This is a genomic window from Mycobacterium paraseoulense (assembly GCF_010731655.1).
Lineage (GTDB): Bacteria > Actinomycetota > Actinomycetes > Mycobacteriales > Mycobacteriaceae > Mycobacterium > Mycobacterium paraseoulense.
Genome location: NZ_AP022619.1, coordinates 2,604,679 through 2,630,796 on the forward strand (window position 1 = coordinate 2,604,679; position 26,118 = coordinate 2,630,796).

20 protein-coding genes are annotated in these 26,118 nt (G+C 68.5%); 10 read left to right on the plus strand and 10 right to left on the minus strand.

Translation table 11 applies throughout. From position 1 onward, the window contains the following. Positions 1–47: 47 nt before the first annotated feature. On the minus strand, positions 48–2,669 hold the full coding sequence (locus G6N51_RS11950) for an AAA family ATPase (RefSeq protein WP_083170116.1): 2,622 nt from the start codon (positions 2,667–2,669) through the stop codon (positions 48–50). Further along, positions 2,666–3,817, minus strand: coding sequence for a metallophosphoesterase family protein (locus tag G6N51_RS11955; RefSeq protein WP_083170114.1), 1,152 nt, complete (start codon positions 3,815–3,817; stop codon positions 2,666–2,668). Before G6N51_RS11955 ends, G6N51_RS11950 begins: the two co-directional genes overlap by 4 nt. Positions 3,818–4,001: 184 nt before the next feature. Between G6N51_RS11955 and G6N51_RS11960 the strand changes: the two genes are divergently transcribed. Next, positions 4,002–5,381, plus strand: coding sequence for an HNH endonuclease signature motif containing protein (locus tag G6N51_RS11960; RefSeq protein WP_163750693.1), 1,380 nt, complete (start codon positions 4,002–4,004; stop codon positions 5,379–5,381). Positions 5,382–5,398: 17 nt separating this feature from the next. After that, complete coding sequence (locus G6N51_RS11965) at positions 5,399–5,899, plus strand: SixA phosphatase family protein (protein ID WP_142275292.1); 501 nt, start codon at positions 5,399–5,401, stop codon at positions 5,897–5,899. 9 nt (positions 5,900–5,908) lie between these two features. Here G6N51_RS11965 and G6N51_RS11970 read toward each other — a convergent pair whose 3' ends face one another. Both G6N51_RS11970 and G6N51_RS11975 read right to left on the minus strand, forming a co-directional pair. Then, complete coding sequence (locus tag G6N51_RS11970) at positions 5,909–6,451, minus strand: DUF3558 domain-containing protein (protein ID WP_083176774.1); 543 nt, start codon at positions 6,449–6,451, stop codon at positions 5,909–5,911. Continuing rightward, positions 6,448–6,960: a DUF3558 domain-containing protein gene (locus tag G6N51_RS11975; protein WP_276055476.1), complete on the minus strand. Its 513-nt coding sequence runs from the start codon at positions 6,958–6,960 to the stop codon at positions 6,448–6,450. Before G6N51_RS11975 ends, G6N51_RS11970 begins: the two co-directional genes overlap by 4 nt. Positions 6,961–7,141: 181 nt before the next feature. Here G6N51_RS11975 and G6N51_RS11980 point away from each other — a divergent pair, with 181 nt between their 5' ends. The 4 genes from G6N51_RS11980 to G6N51_RS11995 all read left to right on the plus strand — a co-directional run bounded on the left by G6N51_RS11980 (position 7,142) and on the right by G6N51_RS11995 (position 14,020). Further along, the gene (locus G6N51_RS11980; RefSeq protein ID WP_083176770.1) at positions 7,142–8,899 is read left to right on the plus strand and encodes an ABC transporter ATP-binding protein; all 1,758 of its coding nucleotides are present in this window, start codon (positions 7,142–7,144) and stop codon (positions 8,897–8,899) included. Continuing rightward, complete coding sequence (locus G6N51_RS11985) at positions 8,896–10,794, plus strand: ABC transporter ATP-binding protein (protein WP_163750695.1); 1,899 nt, start codon at positions 8,896–8,898, stop codon at positions 10,792–10,794. Before G6N51_RS11980 ends, G6N51_RS11985 begins: the two co-directional genes overlap by 4 nt. A 224-nt stretch (positions 10,795–11,018) precedes the next feature. Further along, complete coding sequence (embR, locus tag G6N51_RS11990; RefSeq protein ID WP_232078549.1) at positions 11,019–12,116, plus strand: ATPase/transcriptional regulator EmbR; 1,098 nt, start codon at positions 11,019–11,021, stop codon at positions 12,114–12,116. 155 nt (positions 12,117–12,271) lie between these two features. Further along, positions 12,272–14,020 (plus strand): serine/threonine-protein kinase, encoded by a 1,749-nt coding sequence (locus tag G6N51_RS11995; protein WP_163750697.1) that lies wholly within the window; start codon positions 12,272–12,274, stop codon positions 14,018–14,020. Between the two features lie 58 nt (positions 14,021–14,078). Here the strand turns inward: G6N51_RS11995 and G6N51_RS12000 are convergent, their stop codons facing one another. Together G6N51_RS12000 and G6N51_RS12005 are read right to left on the minus strand one after the other, a co-directional pair. Continuing rightward, on the minus strand, positions 14,079–14,660 hold the full coding sequence (locus tag G6N51_RS12000; protein ID WP_083174850.1) for a hypothetical protein: 582 nt from the start codon (positions 14,658–14,660) through the stop codon (positions 14,079–14,081). A gap of 323 nt (positions 14,661–14,983) precedes the next feature. After that, on the minus strand, positions 14,984–16,102 hold the full coding sequence (locus G6N51_RS12005) for an adenylate/guanylate cyclase domain-containing protein (RefSeq protein ID WP_083174851.1): 1,119 nt from the start codon (positions 16,100–16,102) through the stop codon (positions 14,984–14,986). Between the two features lie 97 nt (positions 16,103–16,199). Between G6N51_RS12005 and G6N51_RS12010 the strand changes: the two genes are divergently transcribed. Further along, a complete protein-coding gene (locus tag G6N51_RS12010) occupies positions 16,200–16,694 on the plus strand; it encodes a DNA-deoxyinosine glycosylase (protein WP_083174852.1) in 495 nt (164 codons plus the stop codon). On the opposite strand, the gene G6N51_RS12015 is transcribed toward G6N51_RS12010, so the two are convergent. Then, positions 16,689–18,077 (minus strand): amidase, encoded by a 1,389-nt coding sequence (locus G6N51_RS12015; RefSeq protein WP_142275190.1) that lies wholly within the window; start codon positions 18,075–18,077, stop codon positions 16,689–16,691. The two genes, G6N51_RS12010 and G6N51_RS12015, sit on opposite strands and share 6 nt — an antisense overlap. Positions 18,078–18,129: 52 nt before the next feature. Between G6N51_RS12015 and G6N51_RS12020 the strand changes: the two genes are divergently transcribed. The 3 genes from G6N51_RS12020 (at position 18,130) to G6N51_RS12030 (ending at position 23,028) form a co-directional block, all read left to right on the plus strand. Beyond that, positions 18,130–18,558, plus strand: coding sequence for an HIT family protein (locus tag G6N51_RS12020; protein WP_083174854.1), 429 nt, complete (start codon positions 18,130–18,132; stop codon positions 18,556–18,558). A gap of 10 nt (positions 18,559–18,568) precedes the next feature. Next, complete coding sequence (locus G6N51_RS12025; RefSeq protein ID WP_083174855.1) at positions 18,569–19,015, plus strand: nitroreductase family deazaflavin-dependent oxidoreductase; 447 nt, start codon at positions 18,569–18,571, stop codon at positions 19,013–19,015. Between the two features lie 89 nt (positions 19,016–19,104). After that, positions 19,105–23,028, plus strand: coding sequence for a bifunctional diguanylate cyclase/phosphodiesterase (locus G6N51_RS12030; RefSeq protein WP_083174857.1), 3,924 nt, complete (start codon positions 19,105–19,107; stop codon positions 23,026–23,028). A 4-nt stretch (positions 23,029–23,032) separates the two neighbouring features. Here the strand turns inward: G6N51_RS12030 and G6N51_RS12035 are convergent, their stop codons facing one another. Genes G6N51_RS12035 through G6N51_RS12045 form a run of 3 tightly spaced genes read right to left on the minus strand, consistent with a single transcriptional unit; the run spans position 23,033 to position 26,065 of the window. Continuing rightward, positions 23,033–24,064, minus strand: coding sequence for an LLM class flavin-dependent oxidoreductase (locus tag G6N51_RS12035; protein WP_083174860.1), 1,032 nt, complete (start codon positions 24,062–24,064; stop codon positions 23,033–23,035). 46 nt (positions 24,065–24,110) lie between these two features. After that, positions 24,111–25,241 (minus strand): FAD-binding protein, encoded by a 1,131-nt coding sequence (locus tag G6N51_RS12040; RefSeq protein WP_083174863.1) that lies wholly within the window; start codon positions 25,239–25,241, stop codon positions 24,111–24,113. Further along, positions 25,238–26,065 carry a uracil-DNA glycosylase gene (locus G6N51_RS12045; protein ID WP_083174866.1) on the minus strand — a complete coding sequence of 276 codons (828 nt, stop codon included), beginning with the start codon at positions 26,063–26,065 and terminating at the stop codon, positions 25,238–25,240. Before G6N51_RS12045 ends, G6N51_RS12040 begins: the two co-directional genes overlap by 4 nt. Between the last annotated feature and the right edge of the window lie 53 nt (positions 26,066–26,118).

Consider the following 26,118-nt stretch of genomic DNA (forward strand, 5'->3'; position numbering starts at 1 on the left):
TCGCAGCGGTCCACCCGAGGCGTTCGACGCAGCTCAACGCGTTGGCGCTAGGCGCTCAGGTCGATGCGGTGCGCGCCCTTGACGCCGTCGTACCGGTCGGGGCTGCAGGTGAGCACGATCACCTGCCCGTGCGCGCCCACTGTGTCGAATACCTCGCCCATCTTGGCCAACCGGTCGGGATCGGTGAAGCCGAGCGCGTCGTCGACCACCACCGGAACGGCGTCCTCCTTGGCGACCAGGGCGGCGCCGGCCAGCCGCGCCAGGATGGCGAGTTGCTCCTTCGCCCCGCCCGACAGTGATTCGTAGGGCACCGTGACGCCGTCGAGCGTGCGGCTGCGAATGCAGAGGTCGCTGTCGATGTCGACCTCGAACGTGGGCCCGAACACCGGCCGGCCGAGCCGTTGCAGCTCCGCGCGGTAGGGCTCGACGTAGCGCTGCCGGGTGGTGTCGCGGTGGCGTGTCATCACCGCGCGCAGCAACCGCGCGGCCCGGGCCCGGCTGCCGACCCGGATGTGCTCGCTGACGGCGTGCTCGCGCTCGGTTTCCGCGGCGTCGAGCTTGCCTTGGCGGCCCTCGCTGCCGAACACCGAGAGTTCGATGGTGATCTCGCGCAACGCGCGGGCCGCCTCCTCGTAGCGCTCGCGCAATTCCTCGGTTTCCTTCGTGGCAGCGGCTAATTCGTCGTGCACGGCATCAGGCCTGGCCGCCGCCAGTCTGTCGGCCAGTTCGGCGTGACGACGTTGCGCGGCCCGCGCCGCCTGCTGCGCGGTATCCGCCAACGACGCGAGATCGTCATCGCCGGCCGACGCCCGTTCTTCGGTCAGCCGGTCGTTGGCCGCTGTGAGTTCGCTGCGTTGAGTCTCCAGGGTGTTCTGCAGAACTGTTGCGCGGGTGGCCAACTCGGTGAGCCGAGTGGCGGCAGCGGTGGCGTCCCGGCGGCGGTCGTCGCAATCGGCCACCGCGGCCAGGCGAGCCGTCTCGATCGTATCGAGGTCGGCGCGCGCGGCGTCGATGTCGATAGCGTGGAACTCCACCCCGGCCGGCTGCCCAGCACGAAGCTGCGTGAGCCGCAACCGCAGCTGGTCGATCTCTTCGTCACCGCACAAGCCGGCCAGGGTGGCGCTCAGCTGGTCGCGGCTGCCCTGCAGTTCGCGGCGACGCTGGTCGGCGGACCGGGCGGCGGCCAGGTCAACGACCCCACCAGCGGCCAACGCCGCCGCCAGATCTTCTTGTGCCGCAGCGTGTTTTGCGTGAATGTCGAGCGTCGTCGCGCCTGGAGTGATCCGCGCTGTCAGGACGCCGGGGACCTCGACCGTGGTGGGTCCCGTGGTGGTAATCGACCAGGTTCGACCCTCGGCCAACGACACCCGTTGGTCGCCGATCGAGAGCTCCACGTCCGCGGCGGCGGTGAACTCGACTGCCGTGGACGTCGACGCCAACTGGTCGCCGATGCGATCGACCGCGACGGCGCCGTCCTCGATTCGTCGCAATAGCTGCTCGGTGACGGCGATCTCGCGGAGTTCTGCGCACACCCGGTCGCGGTCCCGCTGGATGGCCTCGATCTTGGTCAATCGGGCGCTCAACCGGTCAGCCTCCTCGCGGTCGGCCAGCTGCACGACGGCGCGGCGGGCGGATTCCGCGCGGCGGTGCAGCTCCGCGAGGGCCTCGGTGGCTTCCCGGGCCGCCAGTTCGGCGGCCTCGGCTTCGACATTCGCGGCCGCGCGCGCCGTGGCGGCTTCTTGCGCCTGCGTCTCGGCGGCCGCGACACCGGCTGCGCGGACGTCGATTTCGGCGAGAAGTTGCAGACGTGAGTGGTGAGCGGTTGCCGCCGCGGCGCTCGTCGCCTCCGCGGCGGCGGCGATCAACTCGGCCTCGCGCGCCTGGCCCGTCAGTTCGTCGATCCTTTCCACGGCCTCTCGCGCGGCGGCAAGCCGGGGGCGGGCGGCGATGCGCCGCTGCGACAACTCGGCCACCCGTTCCGTCAGGACGGCGTGCCGACACACCCGCTCGTCGACCTCGGCGACCGCCGCCGCGCACTCCGCGACCGCGGCCTCCGCGTCGGCCAGCCGGGCGATCGCCGCGGCCCATTCGCCCGTCGGACGGCCGGTCGCGGTGAAGTAGCGTCCGTATTCGGCGTCGATTCGTTCGATGAGCAGCGGTTCGGCGCCGGACAGCGCCCCGGTGTCGCCGGCCGCGACGTCGAGCGCGCGCGACAGTGCGTCACAGCCCGACAGATCCACCGCGGCGGTCGACGCCGCTTGCAGCACCCGCTGGGCATGCCACAGGTCGCTGTCCACCGTCTCGGCCAGCATCGCGCGGACACGTTCGTGCGCCTCGTCGCCGGTGAGCTGCTCGCGGTGCGGCGCCTGAATCGTCAGCTCGGTTTCGCACTTCTTGTGGAACCGCTTGCGGTAGACGAATCGATAAGGGCCGCAGCTTAATTCGGCGCTCACCTCGGAGCCGACGTCGCTGTTGGTGGGTTTGACCTGCTTGACTTCCTTCTTCGTCGAGCGGTCCCTGGACTCCAGTAACAGGTCCAGCGCTTCGATCATGGACGACTTGCCGATCTCGTTGGCGCCGCACACCACCACGACACCGTGGTCGGGAAACTCTATCTCGCGGTGCGCGATGCCCCGATAATTCTTCAGGATCAGGCGGTGCAGCTTCACGCGGCGCCCCGATCGGTGAGCCGCAGCAGCAAGGCCAGTGCCGCCTGCGCGTCGACTGCGGTCTCGGAGTCCCCCTCGCGCGCGGTCGCCACCAACTCGTCGACCGCCGCCGCGGCGAAACCCCCGATACCGAGATCGCTGAATTCGCCGTCGGCGGGGATGACCGCCAGGTCGGTGTGGCGTTCCCACAAGCCGAGCCACGCGTACAACCGCGCGTACTTGTCCAGGCAGGCGTCCAGCGCGGCGCGGTCGGTGACCGTCAGCGATCCGGTGAGCGCCAACCGCACCACGGTGCGGTCCTTGTCGGTCATCAGGTCCAGGTTCACGTCGAGGTCGGCGATGTCGCGCCGGGTGTCGACTTGTCGATGCAACGTGACGAACCGCCAACGGCCCACGCGCCGCGATTCCACCGTCGCCGGGCGGGCCGGGTCGGTTTCGTCGATGTCGACGACGAGGACGTGACCGGGGTCCGATTCCACGTCGTCGAAGTTGGTGACTTCCGGCGCCCCCGAATACCAGACGCGGCCGCTGTCGCCCACGAGGGTGCGAGAATGCTTGTCCCCCAATGCCACGTAGTGCACCGCGCCGGACGCCAGCGCGTCATCGACCGCGGCAAGCCGAATCAGGGAAGGCTTGTCGCGGTCGGGGTCCAGGGCGTCGACCCCGCCGTGCCCGACCAGGATCCGGGTGACCGGCTCAGGAGTCAGCTTCTCGAGGACGTCGGCGACCAGGTCGGTGGTCGGGGCTTTGGATCGCCATGGCGCGGCGACGATCTCCAGCCCGGGCCTCACCTGATGGATGCCGGCCTGGTCGAGCACCACCACGTTGTCGGGGCGTTCGGCGGTGAACAGCGCGCTGGTGTAGACGGACGACGCGTCCAGTGGATCGTGGTTGCCCGGCAGCAGGTAGACCGGAATTCCGATGGCGCGCATGGCTTCCAAGGATTGCCCGACAACCCGCGGGGGAAGTTGATTGTGTTCGAACACGTCACCACACACGACGACGAACTCGGCACCCACCTCCGTCGCCAGCGCTCCCAGGCCGGCCACCGCGTCGCGCCGGGCCGCGGAGTAGCGCGGCTGGGCGTCGCCGGCGAGGAAGTGCCGGGTCATGCCGAGCTGCCAGTCCGCGGTGTGCAGGAATCGCATGTCGGCGGCCCCCTTTCGAAGCGTGTGGTTACCAGGGCATTGCGAGCTTAAGTCCGCACACCGACAAGACGCGGGACCTCGGTCGGCAGGTCTCCGAGCGGCTACTTTGCGGCTTTTTTTCGAGTGTGCATCTGTGGCGATCTGGCGGCGGTTTTTGTCGGTGGGGGTGGCTAGTTTCGGGGTCATGAATTCGGGTGGCAATGACGAGGTCGACGCGGTGTTCGACGACCTTGATGCGGTCTTGGCCCGCGCTCGCGCGTTGCCGGTCGACGCGATGAACATTCGGCAACAGCTGGCGATGCTGGAGCGCTGCGAAAAGGTGCGCCGCCAACTGCCGGCCCTCGAGCATCCGCTGATCAACTCCCTGGCCCGCCAAGCCACCCCCGAGGAGTTGGGCGGCACCGTGTCGCATGCGATCGCCGAGGCCACGTTGATCAGCCGCGCCGAGGCGTCGCGGCGGGTGCGGGAGGCCACCGATTTGGGGCCGCGGCACGGGCTCACCGGTGAACCGCTGGCGCCGACGCTGCCGGCCACCGCGGCCGCCCAGCGCGCCGGCACGCTGGGTGCCGGGCAGGTGGCGGTGATCCGCCGGTTCTTTCACCAGCTGCCCGGCTGGGTCGACGCCGCCACCCGCCAGACGGTCGAGGCCGACCTGGCCGCTCACGGAACGCGGTATCGCCCCGAACAACTCGCCGCGCTCGCCGACCACGTGGCCGACTGCCTCAACCCCGACGGCACCTACACCGACGACGACCGCGCCCGCCGCCGCGGCCTCGCGTTGGGCAAACAAGGCCCCGACGGCATGTCCGAACTGCGCGGCCTGCTCACCCCCGAGGCCCGCGCCACCCTGGAGGCGGTACTGGCCAAGCTGGCCGCTCCCGGCATGTGCAACCCCCTCGATGACACCCCGTGCGTGGACGGGGCCCCCACCCAGGAGGCCATCGACCGCGACGCCCGCAGCGCCGCCCAACGCAACCACGACGGACTACTGGCGGCCTCACGTGCGCTACTGGCCTCGGGGAAACTCGGCCAGCACAACGGTCTACCGGCCTCCATCGTCGTCACCACCACGCTGCAAGACCTGCAGGCCGCCGCCGGCACCGGAATAACCGGCGGCGGCACCCGCCTGCCCATCAGCGACGTCATCCGCCTGGCCCGCCACGCCCACCACTACCTGGCCGTCTTCGACAACGCCAAGCCTTTGGCGCTGTACCACACCAAACGGCTAGCCTGTCCCGGGCAGCGAATTGTCCTCTACGCCAAGGACCGCGGCTGCACCGCACCCGGATGCACCGTGCCCGGCTACCTCTGCGAGGTCCACCACGTCACCGACTACGCGCAATCCCGCCGCACCGACATCACCGGCCTCACCTTCGCCTGCGGACCCCACCACCGCATGCTCAAACCCGACGGCTGGACCACCCGCAAGGACGCCAACGGTGACACCGAATGGATCCCACCCCCACATCTGGACCGCCGCCAACCCCGCACCAACCCCTACCACCACCCCGAAAAACTCCTACCCGACGGCCACGACGACGACGATGACGACGACGCGGCATAGGGGTTAACGTGGCTGCCGTGAAAGATCAGCGCACGTTGCTGTTGATGCGTCACGCCAAATCCGACTACCCGCCCGGGGTCGCCGACCACGATCGGCCGCTGGCACCCCGCGGCATCAAGCAAGCCGGGCTCGCCGGTGATTGGCTGCGCGCCGACGCCCCGGCCATCGACGCCGTGCTGTGCTCGACCGCGACCCGTGCGCGGCAGACGTTGGCCAACACGGGCATTGACGCTCCGGTGCGGTACAGCGAGCGGCTCTACGGCGCCACACCCGGCACCATGATCGAGGAAATCAACGCGGTCGGCGAGGAAGTCGAAACGCTGCTTGTCGTCGGCCACGAGCCGACGATGTCTGCCCTGGCCCTCGGCCTGGCCGGCAGGGGCACCGATGCGGCTACGGCCGAACGGATTTCGGCCAAGTTCCCGACGTCTGCGATCGCCGTGCTGACCGTCCCGTCCGGATGGAAGGATCTCGAACTCGGTCGCGCCGAGCTGATCGGGTTCGAGGTGCCGCGCTGATTGATTGCGCTACGAGTTGGTGGCCAGCGTCAGCTCCATCAGCTTGAGGGCCTGACCGCAGGCATCGATGCCCGGCGCCTGGGGGTTGACCCACCACCCGACCACGCCGGCCGCGTCGCTGGCCACTCCGCAGGCGCCGTTCGGGTCGTCCGGGCGCATCACGATCGAATCGATCCCGGCGATGTTCCGCGTCTCGACCTTGTACTTCAGGAAGTCGGCGACCTTGCGTTCGTTGCTGAGGCTGCCCTGCTCGAACCAGAACCGGGTGATGTCGATCAGCCCGGCGGGGTTGGCGGCCTGCCACCGGCAGATGGCGCCGACGAACGTGCTCTGAATGTCGAGCGGGTCGGCGCCCACCGTCTTGGCCAGGATGTCACTGGTCAGTACCTCGCACTCCTTGAGCAGGTTCGGATACTGCTGTTGGGAGTTGTTGTTGCGGGTGGGCCCGCCCGCCTTGATGGCGGTACCCCCGATCGACCTCGAACATCCGGTCACCACCAGCAGGGCGGCGATGAGGACGGCAACGACGGCGCGGGCGCTACTTCTGGTCATTTGGAGTTCGCAATCGACTGACGCGCCAATTCTTTGGCTATGTCGCATGGCGGCGGGAACGGCTTTTGGCTGAAGCTGATCGACCATTCGAAGAAGTCGTCCTGGAATTGGATGCCCACCTCGCAGAGCGAGTCACCCAGGTTCGGCTCGTTGCCGATGGCGATGAATCCGCTGTGTCCGTCGATGTTGATGTCGTCGACGCTAGCGCGCGACAGTTCTTCGGTCTTGCGCTCACGCCCGATCGGGCTGCCGCGATACCAGGAAAAGGAAAAGTGCGGACCGAGGATGCCGCCGCCCGCCAGCCACTGGCAGCCGACGGAGTTCCGGGCGGTGTTGATCAGACCGGTCACCTTGGTCAGCTCGGCCACCGTCTGATCGCTGACGCCGCCGCATTGGGGGAACATCGGCCCGTGGTGGCCCTCCGAGTTGCCCGGCGCCGACGAGGACGTCGCTCCCGGTTTGTTGCCGCCGGAATCAGAGCACGCCGCGACCACGGGGGCCAGGATCATCAAGGCCGACGCCGCGACGGCCAGCGCCCTTGAATTACGCCGCACCGCTACCCTGCTCTTGCTCAGCCTGCTCCCGGTCCACACGATGCACTGTAGCGGCAGCTCAGCGGGTCAACCACCGACGCGCCTGAGCAGGCGTTTCAGTTGCGCTGGTCGATGCGCGGTGTGCGAGAGTTACCAGATGCTCCTGGCACTGCTGCGCCAGTACATCCGGCCGTACCGACGGCTGGTCGCGGTGCTGATGGTGCTTCAGGGCATCAGCACGCTCGCGTCGCTGTACCTGCCGACGGTCAACGCCGCGATCATCGACGAGGGCGTCGCCAAGGGCGACACGGCCACCATCGTCCGGCTCGGCATGGTGATGCTCTCGGTCACCGGGCTGCAGGTGTTTTGCGCGGTCGGGGCGGTCTACTTCGGGTCGCGGACCGGGATGGGCTTCGGTCGCGACCTGCGCGCGGCGATGTTCGAACACGTCACCACCTTCTCCGAGCATGAGACCGCCCGCTTCGGCGCGCCCACGCTGTTGACGCGCACCACCAACGACGTCCGCCAGATCCAATACCTGGTTCAGATATCGAGCACCGTGCTGGTCACCGCGCCCATCATGTGCATCGGCGGGATCTTGATGGCCATCCACCAGGAGGCCGCGCTGACCTGGCTGCTCCTGGTCAGCGTTCCCATCATGGCGTTGACCAACTACTGGGTGATGTCGCACATGCTGCCCCTGTTCCGCAGGATGCAAGGCCTGATCGACGGCATCAACCGGGTCATGCGCGACCAGTTGTCCGGCGTGCGCGTCGTCCGGGCGTTCGCCCGCGAAGCTTATGAGCGCGACCGATTCGCCCGCGCCAACGCCGCGCTGTCGCACACCGCGCTGACCGCAGGCAACTGGCAAGCGGTGATGCTGCCGGTGACCACGCTGACCGTGAACGTGTCCAGCGTCGCGCTGATCTGGTTCGGCGGGTTGCGCATCGATCGGGGCCAGATGCAGGTCGGCTCGCTGACCGCTTTCCTGGCCTACTTCACCCAGATCCTTATGGCGGTGCTGATGGCGACGATGACACTGGTGGTGTTGCCGCGAGCGTCTGTGTGCGCCGAACGGATCTCGGAGGTGCTGTCCACCCCGGCCGCGGTAACCGATCCGCAGCGACCGGTCTTCCCGCCCGGCGGGATCGCCGGGGTGGTGCGTTTGGAGGGCGCGACATTCACCTATCCGGGCGCCGATCGCCCTGTGCTGCAGGATATTTCATTCACCGCACGGCCCGGCACCACCACGGCCATCGTTGGCAGCACCGGGTCGGGCAAGTCGACGCTGGTGTCATTGATCTGCCGGCTTTACGACGTAACCGGCGGCGCCGTCCTGGTCGACGACGTCGACGTCCGCGATTACCACACCGAGCGACTCTGGTCCGCGATCGGGCTGGTACCCCAGCGCGGCTATCTGTTCTCCGGCACCGTGGCCGACAACCTGCGCTACGGCAAGGCGGACGCGACAGACGACGAGATGTGGGAAGCGTTGCGGGTGGCCGACGCCGACGGATTCGTCCGCGCGCACGACGACGGGCTGCGGATGCGGGTGGCCCAGGGCGGCATCAACTTCTCCGGCGGTCAGCGGCAACGACTGGCGATCGCCCGGGCGGTGATCCGCCGCCCCGCCATCTACCTCTTCGACGACTCGTTCGGCGCGCTCGACGTGCACACCGACGCGCGGGTCCGCGCGTCGCTACAACAGATGGCGGGCGCAACCACGGTCATCCTTGTCACCCAGCGGGTCTCGACCGCCGCCCGGGCCGACCAGGTGATCGTCGTCGACAACGGCAGACTGGTGGGCACCGGCACGCACGAATCGCTGCTCTCCGACTGCCCCACTTATGCGGAGTTCGCCGACTCTCAGTCGGTGAGCGCCGTGCGATCTGGTCAATTCGGCGGCGCGCCATGACCGTCGCGGCCACTCGTGGTGCGACCCCGGTACCGGCCGGACGGTCCCGCGACTTCTGGGGATCGGCCATCCGGCTGGTGAAACGGCTTGCACCGCAACGGCGGCTGAGCATCGCGGTGATCAGCCTCGGCATCGCCGGGACGGTTATCGGGGTCATCGTCCCGCGCATCCTCGGCCACGCCACGGATCTGTTGTTCAACGGCGTCATCGGGCGGCAGCTCCCCGCGGGCATCACCAAGGCGCAGGCCGTTGCCGCCGCCCGGGCGCGGGGAGACAACACCTTCGCCGACCTCCTGTCGGGAATGGGTGTGGTGCCCGGCAAGGGCGTCGACTTCGGTGCGGTGGCACGAACGCTGGCGCTCGCGCTGGCCCTGTATCTGGTTTCGGCGCTGCTGATTTGGGCGCAAGCACGGCTGCTCAACGTCACCGTGCAACGCACGATGGTCTCGCTGCGTTCCGATGTCGAGGACAAGATCCACCGGCTGCCGCTGTCCTACTTCGACGGGCGCCAGCGGGGTGAGCTGTTGAGCCGGGTGACCAACGACATCGACAACGTGCAGTCGTCGCTGTCGATGACCATCACCCAGCTGGTGACCTCGATCCTGACCGTGGTCGCCGTGCTGGCGATGATGGTGTCCATCTCGCCGCTGCTGGCCCTGATCACCGTGGCGACGGTGCCGCTGACCCTGCTGGCCACGCGCGCGATCGCGCGGCGCGCACAGCGCCTGTTCGTAGCGCAATGGACGAGCATCGGTCGGCTCAACGCCCACATCGAGGAGACCTACAGCGGCTTCACGGTGGTCAAGACGTTCGGCCACCAGGCCGCGGCGCGCGCAAAGTTTCGCGACTGCAACCGCGACGTGTACGGGGCGAGTTTCGGCGCTCAGTTCTTCTCCGGCCTCGTGGCGCCGGCGACGGCGTTCATCGGCAACCTCGGCTACGTGGCCGTCGCCGTGCTGGGCGGACTGCAGGTGGCCAGCGGCCACATCACCCTCGGCGGCATCCAGGCCTTCATCCAGTACGTCCGGCAGTTCAACGCCCCCCTCAGCCAGGTGGCCGGGATGTACAACACCCTGCAGTCCGGGGTGGCCAGCGCGGAGCGGGTGTTCGAACTGCTCGACGAGCCCGAGGAATCGCCGGATCCCCAGCCCGCCCTCCCGCTGCCCGACCGAGGCCCGGGCGGACGGGTGGAGTTCCAGCACGTGAGCTTCGGTTACCGCCCGCACACGCCGGTGATCCACGACCTGTCGATGTTGGCCGAGCCGGGGACCACGGTGGCGATCGTCGGCCCAACGGGGGCCGGCAAGACCACGCTGGTGAACCTGCTCATGCGGTTCTACGACGTCGACTCCGGCCGGATCCTGGTCGACGGCATCGACATCACCACCGTGAGCAGGCAGTCGCTGCGGTCGCGGATCGGCATGGTCCTGCAGGACACCTGGCTCTTCGACGGGACGATCGCGCAGAACATCGCCTACGGGAGGCCCGAGGCGAGCGCGGACGAGGTGGTGCAAGCCGCCAAGGCGGCGTACGTCGACCGGTTTGTGCACACTCTGCCGGCCGGCTACCAGACGCGCGTCAGCGGTGGCGGCGGCAACATCAGTGCCGGCGAAAAGCAACTCATTACCATCGCGCGCGCGTTCCTTGCCAGGCCGCGGCTGTTGATCCTCGACGAGGCGACCAGCTCGGTCGACACCCGCACCGAGGCGCTCATCGCCCGCGCCATGTCGGAGCTGCGCCGGGATCGCACGAGTTTCATTATCGCGCATCGGCTTTCGACGATCAGAGACGCAGACCGGATCGTCGTGGTCGAAGCCGGCCGGATCGTCGAACAAGGCAGTCACACCGAGCTGCTGGCCCGGCGGGGCGCCTACTACGCCATGACAAGGGCGTAGCCCGAGATCACCGGGCGGCGCTCCGCTCCAATCGTGCGGCGGGAAAGGCGTTTCGGTCGCACTATTCGCGGGTTGTCATCGAATCCGCCGGGGTTGCCATCACAATGGCAGCACAATGGCAAGGTAGTGGCGTTCGTTGTTGCGTCGGCGGGTGCGGAGGACCGGAAGGACCAATAAGCGTGGTGGACAAACGTCTCGAACTCGCTCTGCTCGGGCCGTTGGAGATGAGCGTTGACGGCACTCTGGTGGGCCTGGGCACCCCCAAACAGCGAGCGGTACTGGCCATGCTGCTGATGAACCGCAACAGTCCGGTCGCCGTCGACCGGCTCATCACGGCCCTGTGGGACGACGAGCCCCCGTCCGGGGCACGGGCCAGCATTCATTCCTACGTGTCCAACCTTCGTAAGCTGCTCAGCACCGCCGGCATCGACCCGCGGGGCGTGTTGGCCGCGGCGCCGCCGGGATACCGGCTCAATATCACCGAAAGTGACTGCGATATAGGGCGATTCATTGCCGAGAAGACCGCGGGCGTGCACGCGGCCGCCGCCGGAAGATTCGAAGAGGCCAGCCGGCACCTGACGGCCGCGCTGGCGGAATGGCGCGGTCCGGTGCTCGAGGACCTCCGCGAATTCCAATTCGTCGACACGTACGCCACCTCGCTCGTCGAGGAAAAGGTTCTGGTCCACGGCGCCAAGGCGGAAGCCGAAATCGCCTGCGGGCGTGCGTCCACCGTGATCACCGAACTGGAGGCGCTGACCGCCGAACACCCCTACCGGGAGCCGTTATGGGCCCAGTTGATCACTGCCTACTACGTCACCGACCGGCAGTCCGACGCGTTGGCGGCCTACCGTCGCGTCAAAACCACACTGGCCGAAGACCTGGGCATCGATCCGGGGCCGACGCTGCGGTCGCTCAACGAGCAAATCCTGCGCCAGGAACCGCTGGACGTGAAGCGAAGTGCGAAGACCGCCGCCGTCGACACGGTCACCGTGCTCGAACAGCACACCATGGTATCCGGGCAGCAGGCCATCGCTTATCTGCACGAGGCGTCAGGACGCAGCTACCCGCTGCGGGCGGCGGCGACCCGGATCGGGCGGCTCGGTGACAACGACATCGTCCTGGACAGCCCCAAAGTCAGCCGCCACCATGCCGTCATCGTCGACACGGGCACCAGCTTCATCATCAACGACCTACGGTCGTCCAATGGGGTCCACGTGCAACACGAGCGAATCCGGTCCGCCGCCACGCTCCGCGACGGCGACCACGTCCGTATCTGTGACCACGAGTTCACCTTCCAGATCGCCGCGGACGACGAAAGCTAGCCACACCGTCGCCCGGGTAAATCGCGTGATTGTCATGCGTCGGGCCGGGTGGGGGCTTACGGTCATGGTTGCTGGGTCAGGGGGTTGCGGCCGCCCGGTGGGCCCGGCGATTGTTGGGTGTCGGCGGTGTGGTGGTTGGGTGTGAAGGATCGGCGATGAGTGATGAGCAGGTCTCGCGGGCGGGGTCGGATTTTGGGCCCTATCACCTAAAACGGCTGCTGGGCCGCGGTGGAATGGGCGAGGTCTACGAGGCCGAGCACACCGTCAAGGAGTGGACGGTGGCGGTCAAGCTGCTCTCGGAGACCTTCAGCAAGGACCCGGTGTTTCGGGAGCGGATGAAACGCGAAGCCCGCACCGCCGGTCGTTTGCAGGAGCCCCATGTGGTGCCCATCCACGACTACGGCGAAATCGACGGGCAGATGTTCTTGGAGATGCGCCTGATCGAGGGCACCGACTTGGACGGCGTACTCAAACGCTTTGGCCCGCTGGCCCCGCCGCGCGCGGTGGCCATCATCACCCAGATCGCCTCGGCGCTCGATGCCGCCCATGCCGCCGGGGTGATGCACCGTGACGTCAAACCGCAAAACATTCTGCTGACCCGCGACGACTTCGCCTATCTGGTCGACTTCGGCATCGCCAGCGCCACCACCGACGAAAAGCTGACCCAGTTGGGCACCGCCGTGGGGACCTGGAAATACATGGCCCCGGAACGGTTTTCCAACGCCGAAGTCACCTACCGCGCCGACATCTACGCCCTGGCCTGCGTGCTCTACGAATGCCTCACCGGATCCCCGCCCTACACATCCAGCAGCGCGGGCGCGCTGGTCACCGCCCACACCATGAATCCCATTCCCCACCCCAGCGCGCTGCGTCCCGGGATTCCCAAGGGCTTCGATGCGGTGATCGCCCGCGGCATGGCCAAAAAACCCGAGGACCGCTACGCCAGCGCCGGCGACCTGGCCCTGGCCGCCCACGACGCACTCAGCGACCCCGACCAAGACCACGCCGCCACCATCTTGCGCCGCAGCCAAGAAGCCACCTTGCCGGGCACCGTCATGGCGCCTCCCCCCACACCGCCGCCGCCGGCACAGGATTTGACACCTAACCCCGCGCTCGGCTCGACGCCGGCACCCGCGCAGAGCGCTCCCACGTGGCGGCCCGACAGCGGCCCCATCCCGGCGGCCGGCCCACCCCCCACCACACCGCCCTATTACCAAGCCGCCAACCCCAATTGGGGCGGCCCGCCACCCCAATTCGGCGGCCCGGCGTGGAACCAGCCGCCCCGCAAAGGACGCAACCCCTGGCCGATCATCGCCGGCGTCGCCGCGTTGGTGGTAGTCGTCGCGCTGGCCGCCGTCGGCATCGCGATAGTCATGGGAGGCGACGACAACAATCCGCAGGCCAACCGCACCTCCACCACGTCGAGCACCACCAGGCCCAGCACCACCACAACAACCACCCGGGCCGCCAACCCGCAGAGCAAGCTGCTCGCCCTGCTGCCCGCCGGATATCCCAGCGGCGCTTGCACGCCCGCGACGCCGAAGTCGAACAGCATCTGGGTGAACGCCCTGGCCATGGTCGACTGCGATCAGAACACCAATCAGGGCGGCCCGTCTCGGGCCGTCTACGGACTGTTCGCCGATCAGGACACGCTGAAGAAGGCATTCGATGACGACGTGGGCGCTGTGCAACTGATGAACTGCCCGGGAGCGGGGGCGTCACCGGACGGCTGGCACCACGACAGCACGCCGACCGTGACCGCCGGAATGATCGCGTGCGGGACCTACAAGAACCACCCCAACGTGATCTGGACCAATGAGGCCAGGCTCATGCTGTGCGACGTCTACGGGGATCCCCCCGCCCTCGAAGACCTGCACACATGGTGGACCAACTACGGCGGCTGAGCGCCGGCCGAACCCCAACGCGGCCAACGCGTCTAATCAGCGCGACGAAGGCGTTGGCCTACGACTGAAGGTCCGGACCCTCCGCGCGTAGGTCGTCGACGGCCGACATCGCGCTGCGCAACTTGGCCAGCCATTCCTCGGCATGTTCACCGACCAGCTTGACCGACCACGCGAGCGCGTCGGCGCGGGACCGGGCGACGCCGGCGTCGACCAGCGTGTCGAGTACCTGCCGTTCCGGTTGCTTCAGGCGCGTCATCACCGGCACCGCGATGTGAGTGAACAGGATTCGCTCTACGCCAGACTTCGAGCCGACCTCCACGCCCCAGGAAACCTTGCGCCCGTAGCGATCCTGTGCCTCATCGGCGATATGCATTCGCTCGGAACGGGTTTCCTCCCGGAACCGGGAAGCGCGTCCTTCCGCGCGAGCGTCGGTCTCCTGCTCCGAGCCCTGCGGTTCGGGCAGCCGTCCGATGACGGTGATTTCTTCGCGGTCGACGATGACCGTCGGGTCGCCGTCGAACCAGTTTTCGGGCAGGCGCCCCGCGAACCATTCCGCGGCGTCACTGGCGTCGGGTTGCTGGGCTTGCTGCCAGCCGCCGGGGCGGCCGTAGCGCCGGCCGTGTGCGTGATGCGATTTCATAATTACATGATTACACCGTTACAAGCCTGATGGGACGGCGTTCACCCGTGGCGAACGCCGGCCGGGCGGCGGGAGGTGCGTCGTGGACGTCAACGGCGCGACGGCCCGCCCGCCCGCGCACCCGGAAAAGGTGCGTTTAAGTGCGGAGAACCCGTTGATATGGGTTGTTCGACGTTGTATTTTTGGTAGCGAAGCAGGCCCGGAAACGACCAATTCCAAGCGCCGGAAGTCAGGGTAGAAGACCGGCCGCGTAGGACCCGCGCATGACGGAGTCCAACGCCCCCAGAGTCGTCCGGGCCTGCCCATGTCCGCCGGACTTCGACTCAGTCGCCGCCGTCGCCCCGGCGGATACGGAAGAGTTTGACCTCGTTCTTGATGCCTTTGAGGCGGCGCGCACCGGCGTACGACCCGCTGAACTCGCCGGTGTCGGCGATGTTCTCCCAGACAGAATCGGCCGCCAGCACGGTCCCCGGCCGCGCCACGCCGGTAACCCGGCTCGCGACGTTGACCGGGCTGCCGAACCAGTCGCCCGCCCGGCTGACCGCCATGCCGGAAGCCAGGCCCGCCCGCAGGCGTGGAAAGTCGTTGTCGGTGTCGACGGCGTCCACCAGCTTCACCACCACGTCGAGCAAGGGCAGCGGCTCGGGGCACACGAACATCACCGCGTCGCCGATCGTCTTGATGAACCGCACGGGCGGCACGGTGATGTCGCGAGCCAGGTGCGCCAGGCGGTTGGCCAGATGCCCCAGCTCCTCCGCCGACACCGCCTCACCGATCCGCGTGAAGCCGACGAGGTCGGCGAACGCGACGGTGATGTGGCGCGCGCCCGGCAACGGTTTGCCTGCGGCGCGCTCCGCGGCGTTGACCGCCTCGGTCTCCATCATGTGGCGCAGCTGCATGAACAGCATCTGCTGGATCATCGGGCCGAGTTCGGGCGCGATTTCGCCGACCAGCGCCTTTGACGCCTTGGCGATTTCGAGCTCCGTGGCCCCCGGCCGCATGATCGCCGACAGCGCGGTATAGCGCATGACCTCGGCTGCGCGTGATAGCCCTTCGGCGAGCACCCGGACCACGAGCACGACTTGCTCGGGGTCCAGGCCCAGCTCGACGAAGCGCTGGGCGTAGGCGGCGGCTTCGCCGTCAGCGCGCATGTGCACGACGGCGTCGGGATCCTCCACCCGGGCCAGACCGATCGCGCGCTGCAGGCGTTGCAACAGTGCCAGGTCGATGCCGTGGGTCTCGCTGATCTCCCGGGCGGACACGTAGGTACCGTCGTCACCGATGAGGTGGCGGGTGGCCAGCAAGAGTGGCGGATTGGTGGCCCTGATCTCTTCGGCGGTGATGCCCTGCTCGAGCAGCCACTCCACCAATTCCGCTCGCTCGGTGCGTGCGCTGCCCTCGAGTCCGTCGAGCAGGTCCTCGTCCACTTCGCCAACGTACAACGCGCGTCGATCGCGAGCGCGGCGCAGCCGGGCGACGCGGGTCGGCGCCGATCGCTGCGTCGATCGCGAGCGCGGCGTGAGGTCATCATCTGAAGTGATGAGCGCACCATTGCTGCGGGGATTCCCGCCGGTCGTCGACGAGAACGCCAGGGTGTTGATCCTGGGTTCGTTTCCGAGCGCGCAGTCGCTGGCGGTTGGCCAGTATTACGGCAATCCGCGAAATGCGTTCTGGGCGATCACCGCCGAACTGTTCGGGTTCGACGCGGCGGCGCCCTACGAAAACCGGCTGGCCGCGCTGCAATCGGTGGGCGTAGCCCTCTGGGACGTGTTGCGCGCATGCCGCCGCCCCGGCAGCGCGGACTCGGCAATCGAACCGAAGAGCTTGGTGGTCAACGATTTCGGTGAACTGTTCGCGCGATACCCGACGATCACGCGGGTGTACTTCAACGGCGCCAAGGCCGCCGAGCTGTACCGCAGGCTCGCCGAGGCCGACGAGCGGGTGGAATACCGGCGGCTCCCGTCGACGAGCCCAGCCCACGCCGTCGGGCGGGGCGCCAAGCTGGCCGCCTGGCGAGTCATCTGTTCCTCATGACACCGGCGGTCGCCGGTGCGCCCACGGCCTGGCGGATTCGATCTGCGCGGCCAACGACAACAGCGTCGCTTCCGCGAACGGCCGGCCCACCAGCTGCACGGCGATCGGCAGGCCGTCGCCGTCGAAATCCCATGGCACGGCCGCGGCGGGCTGCCCGGTCAGGTTCCACACCTGCTGGTAGGGCACCCGCTGCGCCACCGCCAGCAGCGTCCATACCGCGCCGCGGCGTTGGTAGGCACCGATGCGCGAGGGCCCGGTCGCGTTGCCCGGCGTGACGACGACGTCGACGTCGTCGAAGATCGACTGAATCCGGGCGTTGACCGCGGCCTCGGCCTCGCGGAGGGCAACCATCCGGCGGTCGGAGAACAGTGAACCGGCGCGCGCCAGGTTGCGGGTGCGCGCTTCGAGACGGTCGGGATGGGCCAGCGCGTCGGCGTCGTCGCTGATACCCCGCAGGTAGCGGGGCAGGTAGTTGGTCATGATGGCCGACGGCGGATAGTCGGGGTCGGCGGTGATCACGTCGTGGCCCAGGTCGCGCAGCAACGCGCCGGCTTGCTCGACCGCGGTGAGCTGCTCCTTGCCGATCCTGACGGGCAGCGGGGTTGGGACCTTGGTGCTCAAGGCGATTCGCAGGCGCCCGGGCGCACGCGTCGCCGCCGCCGCGAACTCGCCCTCGGGCCCCGGCACGGTGGAGGTCGCATCGAGGAACAGCGCGGCGTCCAGCACGGACCGGGCCAGCGGTCCGTTGACGCTCAGCCCATGCCACGCGTCGTCGTGGGGCTCCAGCGACACCCGATCCCGCTGGGGTTTGACACCGAACAGCCCGCACCAGATCGCCGGGATGCGAATCGAGCCGCCGCCGTCGGATCCCAGCGCCAGCGGAGCCAGGCCGGCGGCCACCGCGGCGGCGCTGCCGCCACTGCTTCCGCCCGGGGTGCGCGTGAGGTTCCAGGGGTTGCGGGTGGCACCGAACGCCAGCGACTCGGTGTAGGGAAACATCATCAGCTCGGGCACGTTGGTCTTGCCGAGGATGACGGCGCCCGCGGCGCGCAGCCGGCGGACCACCTCCGCGTCGGATGTCGCCGCGGGCCGGTGTCCGCCGCTGCCGTATGTCGTCACCTCGCCGGCGACGTCGACGTCGTCTTTGATCGCGATCGGCACCCCGAGGAGCGGGAGCCGCTCGCCCGCGTCGAGGCGGTCCTGCGCGACCGCCGCCTCGTAGCGCGCGCTGTCGGAGAGCACCACGCGGTAGCACCGCAGCTGGCTGTCCAGTCGCGCGATCCGCTCGAGGTAGATCTCGAGCAACTCCGGCGCGGTCAGTTCGCCGTCGGCCAGCATCCGCACCTGAGCGGCCGCGCCGGCATAAGCCACATCGCGGGCCACGTCGCGAGCGTCCACTGCGGCAGCGTATCCCCCGGCCAGTACCGTGGGCGACATGTCCTGCGTGTTCTGTGCGATCGTCGCCGGGGAGGCCCCGGCCATCCGGATCTATGAAGACGACGACTTTGTGGCCATCCTCGACATCCGCCCGTTCACCCGCGGCCACACCCTGGTCGTCCCCAAACGCCACAGCGTGGATCTCACCGATACCCCAGCGGAAACGCTGGCCGGGATGGTCACCATCGGTCAACGGATCGCCCGCGCCGCCCGCTCGACGGAGTTGGCCGACGCGACCAACATCGCCATCAACGACGGCCGCGCCGCCTTCCAGACGGTGTTCCATATCCACCTGCACGTGCTGCCCCGGCGCAACGGCGACAAGCTTTCCGTCGCCAAGGGGATGCTGCTGCGGCGCGACCCCGACCGCGAGGCCACCGCGCAAATACTGCGCTCGGCACTGGCCCGCATCGACGCCAGCCAGTAATACTGGGCCGATGGCACTTCCGTCCTGGGTCGAGCAGCGGCTGCTGCCCCCGATGCTGCGCGTGCACGACACCGTCTACCGCAAGACGAACGGCTGGATCGGTCATCGCTTGCTGGTGATGCCCAGCCTGCTGCTGCACACCGTGGGCGCCAAGACCGGGCAGCCCCGTACCGCGGCGCTCACCTATGCGCGCGATGGAGACGACTACCTGATCGTCGCCTCCAAAGGAGGCGACCCCCGCGCACCCGGCTGGTACCACAACCTGCGGAAGAACCCGGACGTTGAAATCAACGTCGGCCCAAAGCGTTTCGCGGTGACCGCCCGCCCCGTGCTGCCCGATGACGCCGATTACTCGCGGCTGTGGCAGATCGTCAACACGAACAACGGCGATCGATACACGGCTTACCAGAAGAAGACGTCGCGGCCGATTCCCGTCGTGGTACTCAGGCGGCGTTGACCCTGAACCCGGCGTGGAGGTTTATTCTCCACTAGCGCGGTGAACTTCTCGACAGCTCACCGCGCGGCGCTACATCGGCTGGAGTGGGCATGAGACCCTGGGCGGGCAACCCGTGGTGGCGATTAAGGCTGCCCCCGCGTCTCGGTTGGCTCGTCCTCGGCGCATATGGTTTGGCGGCCGCGTTGGTGGTCGCGTCGTCGATCGGCGGCTGGGAGGGCGCGTACGCGACCCGGCCGGCCGACGAAGTCGCGTTGGCGGGCTGCCTGCTGGTCGGGGCGGGATGTGCGGGCTACGCGGCGCGCTCCGCGACGGGTCGGCACCGGGGCGGATGGGTTGCAATGGTGACGGCCCAGCTGGGCTGGGCCGCGGGCGAGGTCATCTGGGCCGTTTATGACGTGCGTCCGGGACTGGCCCACGCCACCCATCCCGCGGCCGCCGAGATCGTCTTGTTGCTCTGGCCGTTCGGCGCCTTCGCGTCGCTGGTGCTGTTGTCACGGTTCTCCCGCCACAGCCCACGCCGACTGGTGCTCGACGGCCTCATCGTGGCGACGTCGCTGTTCGTCGTGTCGTGGGTCTTCGTCCTCGACAAACAACTGCGCGAGGACAGCGGCTCCCGGGCGACCACCGTCGCTGAAGTCTTCAACGACGTCCTCCTGCTGACGACCGCGATCCTCATGCTGTCCCGGGTGCGTCGCGGCGACCCGCCGAGCCGCAACCTGCTGTCCGGCGGCGTGGTGACGATCAGCGTGGCCGACATCGCGATGGTGTTCAAGAGCGGGATCGGCAGCTATCAGGTGAGCGGTCTCGTGGACCTGGGCAGAGTGGCCGGGCTGGGCATGATCGCGCTGGCAGCGCTGTCCAGCGTCTACGAGGTCGCGGCGCCGGCCTCGCGCAACGACGAAATGCTGTCACGGACCCGGCTGTGGCTGCCGTACCTTCCGCTGGTGGTCGCCGCCGCGGTCGGGTTGGGCCACGCGGTGGGCTTGATGGCGCACGGCCCGCTAGTCGTCGCGTTGGGGATCCTCGTAGCCGCGGTGCTCGTGCGTCAGTTCGTCATGTTGATGGAGAACCAGAGCCTGCTGTCCGAGGTCGCCCGGGAAGCGTTCCGCGACAGTCTGACGGGGCTGGCCAACCGGGCGTACTTCCTCGATCGCCTGGAACAGGCCGTCGCCCGGCAGAGCTGCGACATCGCCCCCATAGCGGTGTTGTGCCTCGACCTTGACAACTTCAAATCGGTCAACGACGCCCTCGGTCACCCCGCGGGTGACGAACTGCTGGTCCGGGTGGCAGGGCGGCTCACCGCCGCCCTGGGCGACAAGTGCGTCACCGCGCGCCTGGGCGGCGACGAATTCGCCGTGCTCCTCGAGGGTCCCGTCGAGGAGTCGCACGCGGCGGCACATCGGGTCCTCGAGGCGTTCGACGCCCCGATCGTGGTCGACGGTGTTCCCGTACCGGTGCGACCGAGTGTCGGGTTCACGGTGGCCACCGTCGCGTCGGACTGCACCGTCGAGCAGCTCCTCCGGCACGCCGACCTGGCCATGTACACCGCCAAACGCGAAGGCGGCCAATGCGTTCGCAGCTTCGTGCCCGATTTGCCGCTCTCCTACTCGCTGTCGGCCGCTCCGGCGCCCGGGCCGGCTCCCGCGGCGGTGGCGGCCGCCGAGACGAGCGCCGAGCCCATGCGCAGGCGGGTCACCGACGTCGGCACGTCACGACCGGCGCCTCCGCAGGACGGTATCGACGGCGTCCGGTGGCCCCCGGCGCCGATCCGGATCGCTTTGGCTGTCTTGATTTTCGGCGTGGTCGCCTTCGCGGCGACCAGCCTCCTCTTCCCGCATGCCAGCCACAGCGTGTTCTTCGCCAAATCCCTGTACTCGGCGTTGAACCTGCTGGCGGCCGCGCTGATCGCCGTTCGCGCACACCGCCTCAAGGCCGACCGGATTGCATGGTCTCTGATCGCGGCAGGCATGGCATTCTCGGCGCTCGGTGACGTCGTTTACGCGTTGTGGGTGCCGAACGCTCACTCGCCATCGGTTGCCGATCCCGAATACCTGGCGTTCTATCCGTTCGTCTATGCCGGGATGCTGCTGCTGATGCGATCACACCTCAAGCGGGTGCCGGTGCCGATCCGCCTCGATTCCCTGGTGTGCGCGTTGGCCGTCGCCGCGCTGGCCGCGGCGCTGCGGGCCGGGCCCATGCACACCGCCGCGGAACGGACGCCCGCGACCGTGCTGGTGGGTCTGGTCTACCCGTGGGGCGACCTGGTGCTGCTGGCCCTGGCCGTCGGCATGCTGCCAATCGTCGGATGGCGCAGGGAGTTTCGCTGGGGCTTCCTGGTCGTCGGGTTGATTGGCTTCGCGGTCGCGGACACGGCGTACCTCTTCCAGACATCGGCCGGCTCATACCGGGTAGGCACTACGCTGGACGCGCTCTGGCCGGCTTCGTCGCTGCTGGTGGCGATGGCCAGCTGGGCCCGGGGATCGTCGGCGGCACCGGCGACGCGGCGCGGGCTGGACTCCTACGCGGTGCCGGTGACGTGCACCGTGGTGGCACTCGGCGTCGCGATCCTGGGCCACCATTCACGGCTCGCCTCGACGCTCGCCGCGCTGAGCCTGGTCGCGGTCGCAGCGCGATTCTCGGTGACCTTCCGGGATGTCAGTCTGCTGGCCGAAAGCCACAAGCAGGCCATGACCGACAAATTGACCACCCTGCCCAATCGGCGGTCGTTGGCGACTGCGCTGACCGCGCTCTCGGCTTCCGACCAACCGGTCGGAACGTCGTCGCGTCGCGCTCTGCTGCTGCTGAGTCTCCCCAGGCTGCGGGAGATCAACGACTCGGTCGGTCGCCACTTTGCCGATGAGCTGCTGTGGCGCGTCGCAAACCGGCTCGCGCACAACGTGCGTCGCGACGATCTGCTCGCGCGGGTGAGCGACGAGGAGTTCGCGATCCTGCTCGGTGAGGGCTCCGATCTCGTCGCCGCGCGCGCCCAAGCGGGGCGGTTGCTCGAAGGGATCAGCATCCCGTTCGAGCTGGACGCGATCAGCGTGCAGGTCGAGGCCTGCGTCGCCATTGCGCTCTATCCCGACCATTGCGACCATCCGCAGGAGCTGCTGAATCGCGCCGAGGCGACGATCCCGTACGCCAAGTCGGCCCTCAGCAAAATCGCGGTGTACGAGGCCGGCTTCGAGCTGGATCGCGACCATGACCCCAACCTCGTCCGCGAGCTGCGCGCGGCGCTGATCGACGGCGACGAGTTGACGGTGCATTACCAGCCGAAGGTCAACGCGAGCGACGGCAGCGTCCACAGCGTCGAGGCGCTGCTGCGCTGGCAACATCCCGCCCGCGGGTTGCTGCTGCCGGAGGAGTTCCTGGCGGCCGCCGAACGTTCCGGTTTGATGCGCACCTTGGCCCATCGCACCATCAACCTCACACTCGAACAGATCCGGTCCTGGCGCGACGAAGGCATTGCGATGAGCGTCGCGGTGAACCTGTCGACGACGAACCTGCTCGACCTCGACCTCGCGGTCACCATCGAGCGGTTGCTGCGCAACCACGGGTTGCCCCCCGACGCGCTGATCATCGAGATCACCGAGGGCGCACTGGTCGACTCGGAGCGCTCCCGCAACACCGTGGCCGCCCTGCAGCTCCTCGGCGTGCGCATCTCGCTGGACGACTACGGCACCGGATGGTCGTCGCTGGCCCGCCTGCAGGACGTCTCGGTCGACGAGCTCAAACTGGACCGGCGATTCGTCGCGCGGCTGGCTCAGGACCCCCGATCGGTCGCCATCGTGCAATCGACCGTGGATTTGGCGCAGAACCTCGGCGCCGACCTCGTCGCCGAGGGGGTCGAGGACGAGGCCACCCTGAGCGCACTGCGGCGTTACGGCTGCACCATCACCCAGGGGTTCGTGCACAGCCCGCCGTTGCCGCCGGACGAACTGCGGCGCTGGATCACCGACCGGCGCGCGATCGCCGGCCCCGTCGATTCCCAACGCTCGGCCGTGACGGACTGACCGGTCAGAACAACTCCTTGGCGAGCAGCTCCAGGGTCGCCACCCGCGCCGGCCCGGTGGCCGGGAGCGTGCCGCGGCGGGCCGAGGCCACCGGGTTGACCATCACCTCGTCGACCTCGAACCGTTGCGCAAGTGCCCGCAACTGCTCGGCGGCCTCGACGGGCGTGCCGAGGACCGCTCGTCGCAGCCCGCTCTGAACGATGCCCTGCTGCTGCGGCGTCAACTGCGCGCCTTCGGCCTCCTCGACCAGCGGCACCGGCCCCAGGGGCTCTCCGGTGCGCAGCTTCGCCATCATCTGCAGATTGGGCAGCATCAATGCCGTTGCCTCATCGCGTGTTTCGGCCACGGCGGCGTTCACCGTCAGGAATGTCACGGGCTCGGCGGCCACGGCGCTCGGCTTGAATCGGGAGCGATACAGCTCGAGCGCCTCTTCGGTCCCGTTGCCGGAGAAGTGATGTGCGAACACGTACGGCAGCCCCTTGGCGGCGGCCAGGTGCGCCGAGTACATCGACGAGCCCAACAGCCACAGGCGCGGTTCGCCGGCGGCCGCCGGGGTGGCCTTGAGCCGGTAGTCCCCCGACCGCAGCGGCACCACCACGCCGCGGGGGCTCATCAGCGCGGCCACGTCGTCGAGGTATTCGGGGAAATTCTCGATGTCACGGTCGTCGCGGCCGCCACGCAGCGCGTAGGAGGTCACCGGGTCGGACCCGGGCGCCCGGCCGATGCCGAGGTCGATGCGCCCCGGCGCGGCGGCTTCCAGCAGCGCGAACTGCTCGGCCACCGCCAGCGGCGCGTGGTTGGGCAGCATCACCCCGCCCGACCCGAGCCGCAGCTGCGACGTCTGCGCGGCCAGGTAGGCGATCAGGACCGGCGGGCTGGTGGCGCCGACGGACGGCATGTTGTGATGCTCGGCGACCCAGTAGCGCGTGAAACCCAGCCGATCAGCGGCCTGCGCCAGCTGCACGGTCGCCGCGAGCGCGTCGCCGGTCGTCTGATCCGTACGCACCGGGACGAGATCAAGGACGGAAAGACGCACGTTCGCGTCAACGCCTCCCGGCGCGCGAACGTTCCCGGGCGCGGCGTCAGTAGTCCTTCAGCGTGATCGAGCTGACGATGCGGTCGAAGACCTCCTGCGGGATCGGCGCCCCGCCCGGAATGTTGTCGACGACCAGCCATTGATTGCGCTTGACGTAGTCGTTGAACTCCTTGTGGTAGTTCGCGAAACCGGCTTCGTAGTCGACCGTCCCGTCCCCGGAAGCCGCCGCGAGCTCGCCGGCCAGGATGTAGGCACCCAGCAGGGCCACGCTCGTGCCCTGGCCCGACAGCGGCGAGCAGCAATATCCGGCGTCGCCGACCAGCGCCACCCTGCCCTTCGACCAGCGATCCATCTTGATCTGCGACATCTCGTCGAAGTAGAAATCCGGGGCGTCGCGCATGTATCCCAACAGCTGCGGACGGACCCACCCGTCGTCGGCCATCCGCCGTTCCAGCTCGGCGAACTGCGCCTCGGTGTCGCGGTAGTCGATCCGCAGATCGGCGTCCATGAAACCGAGCATGGCCCGGGCCTCGGTGTTGTTGCGGGCGCTGTAGACGCCGGCCATGGAGGAATCGCCGTAGTGCCAGGTCTGCCAGTAGTCCAAATCCAGGAAATTGGGGACCGTGAAGATCGCCGCGTGCGTGCCCAGCCTCTCGATGAATTGCTCCTCGGGGCCGAACACCAACCGGCGCACGTTGGAGTGCAATCCGTCGGCGCCGATGACCAAGTCGAAGCTGCGTGCGGGGGCACGTTCGAAGGTCACGTTGACGGCAGCGCCGTCGTCGTCCACGCCGGTGATGGTGTCATCGAAGATGTACTCGGCCGTCCATTGGCTTGCGCCGTACAGCAATTCGATGAGGTCGTCGCGCAACAGCTCGATGTCGGGGCTGTCGATGGGCCCGGCGGTGGGCGTCGACTCGGTGTCGCGGGACAGCTCGTTGCCGTCCCGGTCGACGACGGAGGCGCCGCGGATTTGGGTCTTGCGTTTCTGGGCGGCGGCCAGCAGCCCCATCCGTTCCAGCACTCCGAGCGCCGGCCCGCGCACGTCGATGGCCTGGCCGCCCGGCCGCGGCCCGGGGTGCCGTTCCACCACGGTGACCGAATAGCCGTGCCGTCCAAGCCAATAAGCCGCCGTCGTACCGGCCACGCTGGCGCCGGAAATCAGAACGTCAGTCACTTAATCCCTGCCAGCCTTTTTGCATCACGGAAAACGTCGTCGAGCATTGCTGGTGTCAACCTACCGGTAAACATGTTTTGCTGGCTCGGGTGGTAGCAGCCGAGTAACCGCACGCCAGGTGCGAATTGCGCGACGACGCCGTGGCCGAACCGCGGCTTGCGCATCGCGGACGCGCCCGGCAGCCGCAGCGCGATTTGCCAGGCGAATCCGCCCAACGCCACGATCGTGCGCACATGCTCTGATACCAGCCGCCATTCGGCCTGAAGCCAGGGCCAGCAGGTGTCGCGCTCCGCCGGCGTCGGGGCGTTGGCCGGGGGCGCGCACCGCACCGGCGCCACGATGCGAACCTTATTGGCCCGCAGGCCATCCGCGGCATCCACGCTGGTGGGTTGGTTCACCAGCCCGGCCCGGTGCAGCGCGGCATAAAGCTGATCGCCGGACCGGTCGCCGGTGAACATGCGTCCGGTGCGGTTGGCGCCGTGCGCGGCGGGCGCCAACCCGACGATCAGCAGCCGGGGTCGCTCCGACCCCCAGCCCGGCACCGGCCGGCCCCAATACGGCTGGTCGGCGAAGGCGCGGCGCTTGAGGACGGCGACGTCCTCGCGCCAGTCGACCAGCCGCGGGCAGGCCCGGCAGACGCTGACCAGGGCGTCGAGTTCGGGGAGCGACGCGGCGTGGGCCGCCAGCTCGGCGACCCGTGCGGCGTCGGCGGCCACCTCGGTCCGGGCGGTCGCCGGGTCGCCGGGCCATCCGGTGCCGGGAACCACCGGTGAATCGAAGGGCTGACCGGTACGAGGGTGGACGAGCACAAGAACATCCTGCAGTCAGCCGCGAGGCAACGACTGAACGCCCCGAATATTCAGTGGTCGGGCCGTGG

Excerpts from the sequence above, each read along its gene's own strand:
- G6N51_RS11960 (WP_163750693.1), top strand. The coding sequence starts at position 4,002 with ATGAATTCGGGTGGCAATGACGAGGTCGACGCGGTGTTCGACGACCTT.
- G6N51_RS12030 (WP_083174857.1), top strand. The coding sequence starts at position 19,105 with ATGAGACCCTGGGCGGGCAACCCGTGGTGGCGATTAAGGCTGCCCCCG.
- G6N51_RS12020 (WP_083174854.1), top strand. The coding sequence starts at position 18,130 with ATGTCCTGCGTGTTCTGTGCGATCGTCGCCGGGGAGGCCCCGGCCATC.
- G6N51_RS11995 (WP_163750697.1), top strand. The coding sequence starts at position 12,272 with ATGAGTGATGAGCAGGTCTCGCGGGCGGGGTCGGATTTTGGGCCCTAT.
- G6N51_RS11955 (WP_083170114.1), bottom strand. The coding sequence starts at position 3,817 with ATGCGATTCCTGCACACCGCGGACTGGCAGCTCGGCATGACCCGGCAC.
- G6N51_RS12000 (WP_083174850.1), bottom strand. The coding sequence starts at position 14,660 with ATGAAATCGCATCACGCACACGGCCGGCGCTACGGCCGCCCCGGCGGC.
- G6N51_RS11970 (WP_083176774.1), bottom strand. The coding sequence starts at position 6,451 with ATGACCAGAAGTAGCGCCCGCGCCGTCGTTGCCGTCCTCATCGCCGCC.
- G6N51_RS11980 (WP_083176770.1), top strand. The coding sequence starts at position 7,142 with ATGCTCCTGGCACTGCTGCGCCAGTACATCCGGCCGTACCGACGGCTG.
- G6N51_RS11975 (WP_276055476.1), bottom strand. The coding sequence starts at position 6,960 with ATGATCCTGGCCCCCGTGGTCGCGGCGTGCTCTGATTCCGGCGGCAAC.
- G6N51_RS11985 (WP_163750695.1), top strand. The coding sequence starts at position 8,896 with ATGACCGTCGCGGCCACTCGTGGTGCGACCCCGGTACCGGCCGGACGG.
- embR (WP_232078549.1), top strand. The coding sequence starts at position 11,019 with ATGAGCGTTGACGGCACTCTGGTGGGCCTGGGCACCCCCAAACAGCGA.
- G6N51_RS12010 (WP_083174852.1), top strand. The coding sequence starts at position 16,200 with ATGAGCGCACCATTGCTGCGGGGATTCCCGCCGGTCGTCGACGAGAAC.
- G6N51_RS12025 (WP_083174855.1), top strand. The coding sequence starts at position 18,569 with ATGGCACTTCCGTCCTGGGTCGAGCAGCGGCTGCTGCCCCCGATGCTG.